Genomic DNA, 11,993 nt, shown 5'->3' on the forward strand with positions numbered 1-11,993 from the left:
CTCCCATGTCCATCACCATCCGCAAGCTCGATTCGACGAACGAAGGCTTCGGCGCCGCGCTGCGCGCCGTGCTCGCGTTCGAGGCGAGCGAAGACGAAGCGATCGAGCAGTCGGTCGCGCAGATCCTCGCCGACGTGAAGTCGCGCGGCGACGCCGCGGTGCTCGAATACACGAACCGCTTCGACCGGCTGAGCGCGGACAGCGTCGCCGCGCTCGAACTGCCGCAGGACGCGCTGCAGACGGCGCTCGACGGCCTCGCGCCGAAGGCGCGCGCGGCGCTGGAAGCGGCCGCGGCGCGGGTGCGCGCGTACCACGAGAAGCAGAAGATCGAGTGCGGCACGCATAGCTGGCAGTACACGGAAAGCGACGGCACGGTGCTCGGCCAGAAAGTCACGCCGCTCGACCGCGTCGGCCTGTACGTGCCGGGCGGCAAGGCCGCGTATCCGTCATCGGTGCTGATGAACGCGATTCCCGCGCGCGTCGCGGGCGTCGGCGAGATCGTGATGGTCGTGCCGACCCCGGACGGCGTGAAGAACGACCTCGTGCTCGCCGCGGCGCTGCTCGGCGGCGTCGATCGCGTGTTCACGATCGGCGGCGCGCAGGCGGTCGGCGCGCTCGCGTACGGCACGGCGACGGTGCCGGCCGTCGACAAGATCTGCGGTCCCGGCAACGCGTACGTCGCGTCGGCGAAGCGCCGCGTGTTCGGGACGGTCGGCATCGACATGATCGCCGGGCCGTCGGAAATCCTCGTGCTGTGCGACGGCACGACCGATCCGAACTGGGTCGCGATGGACCTGTTCTCGCAGGCCGAGCACGACGAACTCGCGCAGTCGATCCTGCTGTGCCCGGACGGCGCGTTCCTCGATCGCGTCGAGAAGGCGATCGACGAGCTGCTGCCGACGATGCCGCGCCAGGACGTGATCCGTGCGTCGCTCGAAGGCCGCGGTGCGCTGATCAAGGTGCGCGACATGGCCGAGGCGTGCCGGATCGCGAACGACATCGCGCCGGAACACCTCGAAATTTCCGCGCTGGAGCCGCAGCAATGGGGCCAGCAGATTCGCCACGCGGGCGCGATCTTCCTCGGCCGCTACACGAGCGAGAGTCTCGGCGATTACTGCGCGGGCCCGAACCACGTGCTGCCGACGTCGCGCACCGCGCGCTTTTCGTCGCCGCTCGGCGTGTACGACTTCATCAAGCGCTCGAGCCTGATCGAGGTCAGCGCGGAGGGCGCGCAGACGCTCGGCGAGATCGCGTCCGAACTCGCCTACGGCGAAGGGCTGCAGGCGCACGCAAGGAGCGCCGAGTTCCGGATGAAGGGCTGACCGCGCCGGGTGCGCGGGCCGGGCGGGCGCCGAGGTGCCCGCCCGGCCGCCCCGGATCGGGGCAGGGGACGAGCGCAGGGCGGCAGCCGCCGCCTTGCCGACCATTTGATGCCGGCGCGATGCACGCCGGCTTGAGACCATGACGACGCCACAAGACATCATCCGCCGCGACGTGCTCGCGATGACGAGCTATCCGGTTCCCGACGCGAGCGGGTTCGTGAAGCTCGACGCGATGGAGAATCCGTATTCGCTGCCGGAGCCGCTCGCGGCGGCGCTCGGCGAGCGGCTCGCGCAGGTCGCGCTGAACCGCTACCCGGCGCCGCGCCCGGCCGCGCTGCTCGACAAGCTGCGCCATGCGATGCGCGTGCCGGCCGGCTGCGACGTGCTGCTCGGCAACGGTTCCGACGAAATCATCAGCATGATCTCGGTCGCGTGCGCGAAGCCGGGTGCGAAGGTGCTCGCGCCGGTGCCGGGCTTCGTGATGTACGAGCTCTCGGCGAAGTTCGCGCAGCTCGAGTTCGTCGGCGTGCCGCTGAAGGCGGACCTGACGCTCGATGCCGACGCGCTGCTCGCGGCGATCGCCGAGCACCGGCCGGCGATCGTCTATCTCGCGTATCCGAACAACCCGACCGGCACGCTGTACGACGACGCCGATGTCGAGCGGATCGTCGCGGCCGCGCGGCACAGCCTGATCGTGATTGACGAGGCGTACCAGCCGTTTGCCGAGCGCTCGTGGCTGCCGCGCGCGGGCGAGTTCGACAACGTCGTCGTGATGCGCACGGTGTCGAAGCTCGGCCTCGCGGGCATCCGCCTCGGCTATCTCGTCGGCACGCCCGCGTGGCTGAACGAGTTCGACAAGGTGCGCCCGCCGTACAACATCAACGTGCTGACCCAGGCGACCGCCGATTTCCTGCTCGACCACCTCGACGTGCTCGACGCGCAGGCGGCCGAATTGCGCGCGGAACGCGCGCGCCTCGCGCAGGCGGTGGCCGCGCTGCCGGGCGCGACGGTGTTCCCGAGCGCCGGCAATTTCCTGCTGGTGCGCGTGCCGGACGCCGCGGCCGTGTTCGATGCGCTGCTCACCGAGCGGGTGCTGGTCAAAAACGTGAGTAAAATGCATCCGTTACTGGCCGAATGCGTGCGGCTGACCGTCGGTTCTCCCGACGAAAACGCCCGCCTGCTGGCCGCCTTGAAACTCGCGCTGCCCGGTTGAGCCCAGGGCGCGGCGGCGCGCGACGATCAATCCCCATTTACATCAGACTCAATCAAGGAATTGCCATGCGTGTGGCGGAAGTCGTTCGCAATACCAGCGAAACGCAGATCCGTGTGAAGCTCGATCTCGACGGCACCGGCCGGCAGAAGCTGGCCACCGGCGTGCCGTTTCTCGACCATATGCTCGACCAGATCGCGCGACACGGTCTGGTCGATCTCGAGGTCGAAGCGCATGGCGACACGCATATCGACGATCACCACACGGTCGAGGATGTCGGCATCACGCTCGGTCAGGCCGTCGCGAAGGCGATCGGCGACCGCAAGGGCATCCGCCGCTACGGCCATTCGTACGTGCCGCTCGACGAGGCGCTGTCGCGCGTCGTGATCGACTTCTCCGGCCGGCCGGGCCTCGAATTCCACGTGCCGTTCACGCGCGCGCGGATCGGCACGTTCGACGTCGACCTGTCGATCGAGTTCTTCCGCGGGTTCGTGAACCACGCGGGCGTCACGCTGCATATCGACAACCTGCGCGGGATCAACGCGCACCATCAGCTCGAGACGGTGTTCAAGGCCTTCGGCCGCGCGCTGCGCGCGGCGGTGGAACTCGACGAGCGCGCGGCGGGGCAGATTCCGTCGACGAAAGGCAGCCTCTAACTTCCGAACGGACGACGCCAAGGACAACCTCACGGCTTCGGCGCGGCGCGCCGGCTTGCGATGGATCTGCTCAAATCGTTCATTTCGCTGCTCGCGCTGATCAACCCGGTCGGCGCGGTGCCGTTCTTCCTGAGCCTGACGGCGCAGCAGACGGACGACGAGCGGCGGCGCACGATCCGGATCGCATCGGTGTCGGTGTTCTGCGTGATGACGGTGACCGCGCTGCTCGGGCAGCAGATCATCAACTTCTTCGGCATTTCGGTCGGGTCGCTCGAAGTGGGCGGCGGGATCATCATGCTGCTGATGGCGATCAACATGCTGAACGCGCAGATCGGCAACACGCGATCGACGCCGGAGGAACGCCACGAAGCCGAGCTGAAGGACAACATCGCGGTCGTGCCGCTGGCGATTCCGCTGCTCACGGGCCCCGGCTCGATCAGCACGGTGATCATCTATGCGGCGAACGCGCATCACTGGTATGAGCGGGCCGGGCTGGTCGCGATCGGCGCGGTCCTGGCTTTTCTGTGTTTCGTCGCGATGCGGCTCGCCGAGCCGATCGCGACCTGGATCGGCCGCACCGGCATCAACATCGCCACGCGGCTGATGGGTCTGATGCTGTCGGCGCTGGCGGTGGAATTCATCGTCAATGGACTGAGGGCGCTACTGCCTGCACTGAGATGAAAACTTCGATTGCGATTGTGGATTATGGGATGGGCAACCTGCGCTCGGTCGCGCAGGCGCTCAAGAAGGCCGAACCGGCCGCCGACGTGGCGATCGTCGACACGCCGGCCGCGATTCGCGCGGCCGACCGCGTCGTGCTGCCCGGCCAGGGCGCGATGCCCGACTGCATGCGCTGCCTCGGCGAATCGGGCTTGCAGGAGGCCGTGATCGACGCATCGCGCACCAAGCCGCTGCTCGGCGTGTGCGTCGGCGAGCAGATGCTGTTCGACTGGAGCGCGGAAGGCGACACGAAGGGTCTGGGCCTCCTGCCCGGCAAGGTCGTGCGCTTCGAGCTCGACGGCCGCGTGCAGGACGACGGCTCGCGCTTCAAGGTGCCGCAGATGGGCTGGAACCGCGTGCGCCAGGCGCAGCCGCACCCGCTGTGGGACGGCGTGCCCGACGACGCGTATTTCTACTTCGTGCACAGCTATTACGTGAGCCCGGACAACCCGGCGCACACGGTCGGCGAAACGGCCTACGGCGCGCCGTTCACGTCCGCGGTCGCGCGGGACAACATCTTCGCGACCCAATTCCACCCGGAGAAGAGCGCGGAAGTCGGGTTGCGTCTGTATCGCAACTTCGTACACTGGAAGCCGTAAAACGTGGCGCGCGAGCCACAGTCGACCTGGCCGAACGGCCTGTCGTGCATGGCGCGCGCGCTTAAGCACCGAAAGAGTTGTACTAAACTAGCGAGACGGCGCGGCACCGGTTTGGCCGGTACGCGCCTGATTCTTTTCATTTTCCACGACGACACCCGATTGCTATGTTGCTGATTCCGGCCATCGACCTCAAAGACGGTCAGTGTGTGCGCCTCAAACAGGGCGATATGGACCAGGCCACGATTTTCTCCGAGGACCCGGCGGCGATGGCCCGCAAGTGGGTCGATCTCGGCGCCCGACGGCTCCATCTCGTCGACCTGAACGGCGCATTCGCCGGCAAGCCGAAGAACCTCGAGGCGATCGAAGCGATCCTCGACGAAGTCGGCGACGAAATCCCGGTCCAGCTCGGCGGCGGCATCCGCAGCCTCGAGACGATCGAGAAGTATCTCGACGCCGGCCTGTCCTACGTGATCATCGGCACCGCGGCAGTGAAGAACCCGGGCTTCCTGCAGGACGCGTGCACCGCGTTCTCCGGCAGCATCATCGTCGGGCTGGACGCGAAGGACGGCAAGGTCGCGACCGACGGCTGGAGCAAGCTGACCGGCCACGAAGTGATCGATCTCGCGAAGAAGTTCGAGGACTACGGCGTCGAATCGATCGTCTACACGGACATCGGCCGCGACGGGATGCTGCAAGGCATCAACATCGACGCGACCGTGAAGCTTGCGCAGGCGGTCGGCATCCCGGTGATCGCGTCGGGCGGCCTGTCGAACCTCACGGACATCGAGAGCCTGTGCGAAGTGGAAGAGCACGGCGTCGAAGGCGTGATCTGCGGCCGGGCGATCTACTCCGGCGATCTCGATTTCGCGGCCGCGCAAAAGCGCGCGGACGAACTGAACGGCGAACTCGACAACGCGTAACCGCGATCGTCCCGTTCGCCGGGGCTGCCCGCGGGCGGCCCCGACCGGAAGCCTCGCGCGAGGCTTCCGCAACCGGCCGTCCCAGCGCGGCATTTGGCGCAACATCATGGCTCTAGCTAAACGCATCATCCCCTGCCTGGACGTGACCGCCGGGCGTGTCGTCAAGGGCGTCAATTTCGTCGAGCTGCGCGACGCCGGCGACCCCGTCGAAATCGCCCGCCGCTACGACGACCAGGGTGCCGACGAACTGACCTTCCTCGACATCACCGCGACGTCCGACCAGCGCGACCTGATCCTGCCGATCATCGAAGCCGTCGCGTCGCAGGTCTTCATTCCGCTGACCGTCGGCGGCGGCGTGCGCGCCGTCGAGGACGTGCGGCGCCTGCTGAACGCGGGCGCGGACAAGGTCAGCATGAATTCGTCGGCGGTCGCGAATCCGCAGCTCGTGCGCGACGCGGCCGACAAGTACGGCTCGCAGTGCATCGTCGTCGCGATCGACGCGAAGCGCGTGTCTGCCGACGGCGAGACGCCGCGCTGGGAAGTGTTCACGCACGGCGGCCGCAAGAACACGGGCCTCGACGCGATCGAATGGGCGCGCAAGATGGCCGAGCTCGGCGCGGGCGAGATCCTGCTCACGAGCATGGACCGCGACGGCACGAAGTCGGGCTTCGACCTCGCGCTCACGCGCGGCGTGTCGGACGCGGTGCCGGTGCCGGTGATCGCATCGGGCGGTGTCGGCTGCCTGCAGGATCTCGCGGACGGCATCAAGGACGGCCGCGCCGACGCGGTGCTGGCCGCGAGCATTTTCCACTACGGCGAGCACACGGTCGGCGAGGCGAAGCGCTTCATGGCCGACCAGGGCATCGCGGTGAGGCTGTGATGAATACCGAAACGAAATCGGTGCCCGCGTGGCTCGACAAGGTCCGCTGGGACGACAACGGCCTCGTGCCGGTGATCGCGCAGGAGGCGTCGACGAACGACGTGCTGATGTTCGCGTGGATGAACCGCGAAGCGCTCGCGAAGACGATCGAGACGCAGCGCGCGGTCTACTATTCGCGTTCGCGCAAGCGCCTGTGGTTCAAGGGCGAGGAGTCGGGCCACGTGCAGCACGTGCACGAGGTGCGGCTCGACTGCGACGAGGACGTCGTGCTGCTGAAGGTCGAGCAGGTGTCGGGCATCGCGTGCCACACCGGCCGGCATTCGTGCTTCTTCCAGAAATTCGAAGGTACGGTGGACAGCGGCGACTGGGTCGCGGTCGAGCCGGTGCTGAAAGACCCCGAACACATCTACAAATGACGCAATCGACCGAAGACACGCTGCTGCGCCTGGCGGCCGTGATCGACAGCCGCAAGGGCGGCGATCCCGATCAATCGTACGTATCGCGCCTGTTCCACAAGGGCGACGACGCCGTGCTGAAGAAGATCGGCGAAGAGGCGACGGAAGTCGTGCTGGCCGCGAAGGACGTGCGCCAGGGCGGCGCGCCGAGCGCGCTGGTCGGCGAGGTGGCCGACCTGTGGTTCCACTGCCTCGTGATGCTGTCGCATTTCGACCTGAGCCCGGCGGACGTGATCGCCGAACTCGAGCGCCGCGAAGGCTTGTCGGGCATCGAGGAAAAAGCGCTGCGCAAGCGCCGCGAGCGCGAGGAAAACGGCGGGTGACGAACAGGGCCCGCCGCGGTGGCAACAGTGCGGTAAGCTGTAAGAATTGTCATCTAACGGGGGTAGCATCATGAACGATACGTCGAACCAGTTTCCGACGCCGGCGGTGCCGGGAGCCGCGGATGCCGAGCGCCTGAACGGGCTGCGCACGCTGACCCACGTGCTGTACGGTCTTTATGCAATTCACTGGCTGACGGGCGGCGTCACGGGCATCATCGCGATCATCATCAACTACGTGAAGCGCGGCGACGTGGCCGGCACGCCGTACGCCGATCACTTCGAGTGGCAGATCCGCACGTTCTGGCGCGCGCTGATCGCGTACGTGATCGGGTTCGCGCTGATGTTCGTCGTGGTCGGATTCGTCGTGATGTTTGTCACGTGGATTTGGACGCTGTACCGTATCATCAAGGGTTGGCTGTACCTGAACGACAACAAGACGCTCGATCCGCAGGCGTGGTTCTGACCGGCCGCACGCGGGCGTTTGCAGGAGCAACATGAGTCACGATCCGAATTGCCTGTTCTGCAAGATCGCGGCAGGCGAGATCCCGAGCACGAAGGTGCACGAGGACGACGAATTCGTCGCGTTCCGCGACATCCGACCGGCGGCCGATACGCACGTGCTCGTGATTCCGCGCCGGCACCTGCCGACGCTGTCCGCGGCGGTCGACACCGATGCGCCGATGCTCGGCCGGCTGATGCTGCTCGTCGCGCGTCTGGCCGACCAGCTCGGCGTCGCGTATACGGGCGGCGAAACCGGTTTTCGCACGGTGATCAACACGGGCCCGGGCGGCGGGCAGGAGGTCTATCACCTGCACGCGCATATCCTGGCCGGCCCGCGCCCGTGGCAACGGATGGGTTGACGACGCGGGGCGTTTCCCCGCATCCGATAGTCGAAGCCGGCGCGTCGCCGGCAATTTACGCCGCACCGCGGCGTGGTTGAGGAGAGGTTTCATCATGGGTGGATTGAGCATTTGGCACTGGCTGATCGTGCTGCTGATCGTCGCGCTGGTTTTCGGTACGAAGAAGCTGCGCAACATCGGCAACGACCTCGGTAGCGCCGTGAAGGGTTTCAAGGACGGCATGAAGGAAGGCGAAACGCCGGCGGACGCGCAGCAACTGCCGCGTTCGGGCGCGGTCGACGTCAACGCGAAGGAAACGACGCGTTCCGATTCGAACAAGGCGTAACGCCGGCACGCTGAGGCATTCGCGATGCTGGATCTCGGTCTTTCGAAGATGGCGCTGATCGGCGTCGTCGCGCTCGTGGTGCTCGGCCCCGAGCGCCTGCCGCGCGTCGCGCGTACGGCAGGCGCGCTGTTCGGCCGCGCGCAGCGGTACATCAACGACGTGAAGGCCGAGGTCTCGCGCGAAATCGAACTCGACGCGCTGCGGACGATGAAGACCGATTTCGAATCGGCCGCGCGCAATGTCGAGACGACGATTCACGACAACCTGCGCGAGCACGAGAAGGAACTGAACGACACGTGGCATTCCGCGGTCGGCGGTCTCAACGAAGGCTCGGTCGATGCCGGCGTGCACGGTAGCGACACGCCCGCGGCGCCGTCGTGGCGTGGCGGCAGCACGGCCGCGCTTGCGCCGAAGCGTCGCAACTGGCGCATCAAGCAGGCGGCGACGCCCGTCTGGTACAAGCGCGCGACGACCCGCCGCACGCACGTGCAGTCGGGCGCCGCGCGTGTCGCGCGCCACCAGCCGGCCAGCCTGCGCCGGCCGACGCGCTTCTTCTGAGTCGAGCGCATGCTCGCTCGTCAATCCTACCGAGGGCCGGTGTGAGCGACCCCCAGCAGAACCCGGGCGACGCCCCGGAAGAAACCTTCATTTCCCATCTCGTCGAGCTTCGCGATCGCATCATTCGCGCGGGGCTGGCCGTGATCGTCGTGTTCGTCGGGCTCGTGTACTGGGCGCCGGACATCTTCAAGCTGCTCGCGCGGCCGTTGATGGAGAACTTGCCGAAAGACGGCAAGATGATCGTCACCGACGTCACCGGCTCGTTCTTCGTGCCGATGAAGGTCACGATGCTCGTCGCGCTCGTGATCGCGCTGCCGATCGTGCTGTACCAGATCTGGGCGTTCGTCGCGCCGGGGCTGTACCAGCACGAGAAGAAGCTCGTCACGCCGCTCGTCGGCAGCAGCTACGTGCTGTTCCTGTGCGGGATGGCGTTCGCGTACTTCCTCGTATTCCCGACGATCTTCCGCGTGATGGCGCATTACAACGCGCCGCTCGGCGCCGAGATGACGACCGACATCGACAACTACCTGAGCTTCGTGCTCGGGATGTTCATTGCGTTCGGGGTCACGTTCGAGGTGCCGATCGTCGTCGTGCTGCTCGTCAGGATGGGCGTGCTGTCCCTGAAGAAGCTGAAGGAGATGCGGCCGTACGTGATCGTCGGCGCATTCGTGGTCGCGGCGGTCGTCACCCCGCCAGACGTGTTCTCGCAACTGATGCTCGCGCTGCCGCTGATCGTGCTGTTCGAGATCGGCCTCTTGGCCGCGCGGTTCTTCGTGCCGAAGAAGCCGGTGGAAGAGGGTGAGGCGGGGAACGGCGAAGCCGCGAGTTGACGGCGGCGCCGCGACGGCTTTCCGGCCCGGCCGGGGGCGCCGGGTACCGCGTTGGGCCGCCAGCCGGCGCATCGCAAAGCTACCTTCCGCCAGACGCCGTTTGAAGCAAAGCAAAAAGGCAGCCAACCGGCTGCCTTTTCCCGTTTCCGCGTCGCATCATGACCGGCAGGCGGTGCGCTGCCCGCCGACCGTCATTCGCTATCGCCGTCCTGCTCGTCGAGCGTCTGCTTCGGCGGCGGCGGGCGCTTGCCGATCACGACGTTCACGTCGAACTGTTTGCCCTTGCGTACGACGTGTACCTTGGTCGGCGTGCCCGGCTTGATCTGTGCGACGACGTTCAGCAGCTTCGTCGTGTCGGTGATTTCCTCGCTATTGACGCTCACCAGGATGTCGCCCGGCTTGATGCCGGCCTTGTCGGCCGGGCCGCCTTGCAGCACGCCCGCGACGATCGCGCCCGATTTCTGCTGCAACCCGAACGACTCGGCGATTTCCGGCGTGACGTCCTGCGGCTCGACGCCGATCCAGCCGCGCGTGACCGAACCCGTCGTGATGATGCTTTCGAGCACCGTGCGAGCGGTCGAGACCGGAATCGCGAAACCGATGCCGAGCGAGCCGCCCGAGCGCGAGTAGATCGCCGTGTTGATGCCGAGCAGGTTGCCGTTCACGTCGACCAGCGCGCCGCCGGAGTTGCCGGGGTTGATCGGCGCGTCGGTCTGGATGAAGTTCTCGAACGTGTTGATGCCGAGGTGGTTGCGGCCGAGCGCGCTGATGATCCCCATCGTGACCGTCTGGCCGACGCCGAACGGGTTGCCGATCGCGAGCACGACGTCGCCGACGCGCGACTGGTCGGAGCGGCCGAGCGTGATCGTCGGCAGGTTCGTCATGTTGATCTTCAGCACCGCGAGATCGGTTTCGGGATCGCTGCCGATCACCTTCGCGGTGCCCGTGCGGCCGTCGGCGAGCGCGACTTCGATCTGGTCGGCGCCGTCGACGACGTGCTGGTTCGTTAGAATGTAACCTTCAGGGCTCACGATAACGCCCGAGCCGAGGTTGGCGGCCGGTTCGTCCTGCTGCTTGCGGGCGTTGCGGTCGCCGAAGAAGTAGCGGAACAGCGGATCCTTCGCGCGCGGGTCGGGCGGCAGCGAGCCGTCCTTGCTGGAGAACACGTTGACGACGGCCGGCATCGCCTTCTGCGCGGCTTCGGCATACGACGTGGTCGCCGGTGCGCCGCCGATGCCCGGCGCGACTTCGCGTAGCGCGACGATCGGCGTGGCGAGCTGCTTGCCGAGCTGTCCTTGCCGTTGCAGCCATTGCGGCTTGAGCGTCACGACGATGAACATCAGCGCGAGCAGTACGGTCACCGCCTGCGCGAAGAACAGCCAGAAGCGTCTAAGCATCTGAATGGATTAGAGGTTTATATGGATCGGATCGAACTCGAATTGTACTTGAACAATACCCTTGAAACCGCGCGCTTCAAGGACTATTGCCCGAACGGCCTCCAGGTCGAAGGGCGCCGCAAGATCGAGAAGATCGCCACCGGCGTGACGGCGTCGGTCGCGCTCCTCGAAGCCGCGCTCGAATGGGGGGCGGATGCCGTGCTCGTCCATCACGGCTATTTCTGGCGCAACGAGGCGCCGCAGATCACCGGCCGCAAGTATCAGCGGCTGAAGCTGCTGCTCGCGAACGACCTGAACCTGTTCGCGTTCCACCTGCCGCTCGACGCGCACCCCCAGTTCGGCAACAACGCGCAGCTCGGCGAAAAACTCGGCCTGATCGGCGAGCAGCGTTTCGGCGAAGGCGATCTCGGCTGGATGGCGACGCTGCCGATGCCCGTCACGCTCGAGCACTTCGTCGCGAAGGTCGAGCGCACGCTCGGCCGCACGCCGCTCGTGCTCGGCGATCCGGACACGCAGCTGCGCCGCATCGCGTGGTGCACGGGCGCCGCGCAGAGCTATTTCGACGCGGCGATCGACGCCGGCGCGGACGTGTTCCTGACCGGCGAGGTGTCCGAGTCGACCACGCATGCAGCCGCGGAGAGCGGCGTCGCGTTCGTTGCGGCGGGGCACCATGCGACCGAGCGCTACGGAATCCAGGCGCTGGGGCGCCACTTGTCCGAGGAATTCGATCTCGAACACCTTTTTATCGATATTCATAATCCGGTGTGAGCAACGAATTTGCGGCGGCGCATCGAAATTTCTCTATGTAGCACCTGCTTAAAAGAGAAATGATTTAATCGCTCCGATAGTGGGGGATAACCCTTAACTATCAAACACTTCGAAGGGATTTTCATCTCCGGGCCTTGTAAATGGCGACTCCATTCGCGCAAACTAGCGGC

16 protein-coding genes are annotated in these 11,993 nt (G+C 66.4%); 15 read left to right on the top strand and 1 reads right to left on the bottom strand.

The window, feature by feature from the left end:
- The first annotated feature begins 5 nt into the window (after positions 1-5).
- From hisD to tatC, 14 genes are all read left to right on the top strand, one after another.
- Positions 6-1,322, top strand: coding sequence for a histidinol dehydrogenase (gene hisD, locus CFB49_RS01755; RefSeq protein WP_027783351.1), 1,317 nt, complete (start codon positions 6-8; stop codon positions 1,320-1,322).
- Positions 1,323-1,461: 139 nt separating this feature from the next.
- A complete protein-coding gene (hisC, locus tag CFB49_RS01760; RefSeq protein WP_069619431.1) occupies positions 1,462-2,535 on the top strand; it encodes a histidinol-phosphate transaminase in 1,074 nt (357 codons plus the stop codon).
- Between the two features lie 65 nt (positions 2,536-2,600).
- Positions 2,601-3,188 carry an imidazoleglycerol-phosphate dehydratase HisB gene (gene hisB, locus CFB49_RS01765; RefSeq protein WP_011546606.1) on the top strand — a complete coding sequence of 196 codons (588 nt, stop codon included), beginning with the start codon at positions 2,601-2,603 and terminating at the stop codon, positions 3,186-3,188.
- Between the two features lie 60 nt (positions 3,189-3,248).
- A complete protein-coding gene (locus tag CFB49_RS01770) occupies positions 3,249-3,869 on the top strand; it encodes a YchE family NAAT transporter (RefSeq protein WP_050013125.1) in 621 nt (206 codons plus the stop codon).
- Positions 3,866-4,507, top strand: a complete 642-nt coding sequence (hisH, locus tag CFB49_RS01775; RefSeq protein ID WP_069619434.1) for an imidazole glycerol phosphate synthase subunit HisH — start codon at positions 3,866-3,868, stop codon at positions 4,505-4,507. The genes CFB49_RS01770 and hisH overlap by 4 nt, the downstream gene beginning before the upstream one ends.
- A gap of 164 nt (positions 4,508-4,671) precedes the next feature.
- The gene (hisA, locus tag CFB49_RS01780; protein ID WP_006477123.1) at positions 4,672-5,427 is read left to right on the top strand and encodes a 1-(5-phosphoribosyl)-5-[(5-phosphoribosylamino)methylideneamino]imidazole-4-carboxamide isomerase; all 756 of its coding nucleotides are present in this window, start codon (positions 4,672-4,674) and stop codon (positions 5,425-5,427) included.
- A 106-nt stretch (positions 5,428-5,533) separates the two neighbouring features.
- Entirely contained in the window at positions 5,534-6,307 is a 774-nt protein-coding gene (hisF, locus tag CFB49_RS01785) for an imidazole glycerol phosphate synthase subunit HisF (protein WP_089466500.1), read from the top strand.
- The gene (hisI, locus tag CFB49_RS01790; RefSeq protein ID WP_069619436.1) at positions 6,307-6,723 is read left to right on the top strand and encodes a phosphoribosyl-AMP cyclohydrolase; all 417 of its coding nucleotides are present in this window, start codon (positions 6,307-6,309) and stop codon (positions 6,721-6,723) included. The genes hisF and hisI overlap by 1 nt, the downstream gene beginning before the upstream one ends.
- Entirely contained in the window at positions 6,720-7,085 is a 366-nt protein-coding gene (locus CFB49_RS01795; RefSeq protein WP_011546603.1) for a phosphoribosyl-ATP diphosphatase, read from the top strand. The genes hisI and CFB49_RS01795 overlap by 4 nt, the downstream gene beginning before the upstream one ends.
- Before the next feature lie 70 nt (positions 7,086-7,155).
- The gene (locus CFB49_RS01800) at positions 7,156-7,548 is read left to right on the top strand and encodes a DUF4870 family protein (RefSeq protein WP_069619437.1); all 393 of its coding nucleotides are present in this window, start codon (positions 7,156-7,158) and stop codon (positions 7,546-7,548) included.
- Between the two features lie 31 nt (positions 7,549-7,579).
- Complete coding sequence (locus tag CFB49_RS01805) at positions 7,580-7,945, top strand: histidine triad nucleotide-binding protein (protein WP_069619438.1); 366 nt, start codon at positions 7,580-7,582, stop codon at positions 7,943-7,945.
- Positions 7,946-8,039: 94 nt separating this feature from the next.
- The gene (tatA, locus tag CFB49_RS01810; RefSeq protein ID WP_006477115.1) at positions 8,040-8,270 is read left to right on the top strand and encodes a Sec-independent protein translocase subunit TatA; all 231 of its coding nucleotides are present in this window, start codon (positions 8,040-8,042) and stop codon (positions 8,268-8,270) included.
- 24 nt (positions 8,271-8,294) lie between these two features.
- Complete coding sequence (gene tatB / locus CFB49_RS01815; RefSeq protein WP_069619439.1) at positions 8,295-8,828, top strand: Sec-independent protein translocase protein TatB; 534 nt, start codon at positions 8,295-8,297, stop codon at positions 8,826-8,828.
- Between the two features lie 41 nt (positions 8,829-8,869).
- Entirely contained in the window at positions 8,870-9,658 is a 789-nt protein-coding gene (gene tatC / locus CFB49_RS01820) for a twin-arginine translocase subunit TatC (protein WP_050013119.1), read from the top strand.
- A 191-nt stretch (positions 9,659-9,849) separates the two neighbouring features.
- On the opposite strand, the gene CFB49_RS01825 is transcribed toward tatC, so the two are convergent.
- Positions 9,850-11,055 (bottom strand): Do family serine endopeptidase, encoded by a 1,206-nt coding sequence (locus CFB49_RS01825; RefSeq protein ID WP_089434462.1) that lies wholly within the window; start codon positions 11,053-11,055, stop codon positions 9,850-9,852.
- 21 nt (positions 11,056-11,076) lie between these two features.
- Between CFB49_RS01825 and CFB49_RS01830 the strand changes: the two genes are divergently transcribed.
- The gene (locus CFB49_RS01830; protein ID WP_069619441.1) at positions 11,077-11,823 is read left to right on the top strand and encodes a Nif3-like dinuclear metal center hexameric protein; all 747 of its coding nucleotides are present in this window, start codon (positions 11,077-11,079) and stop codon (positions 11,821-11,823) included.
- Positions 11,824-11,993: the final 170 nt, after the last annotated feature.

Origin of the sequence: Burkholderia sp. AU17457, from assembly GCF_002223255.1 — a bacterium.
Taxonomy (GTDB): Bacteria; Pseudomonadota; Gammaproteobacteria; order Burkholderiales; family Burkholderiaceae; genus Burkholderia; species Burkholderia sola.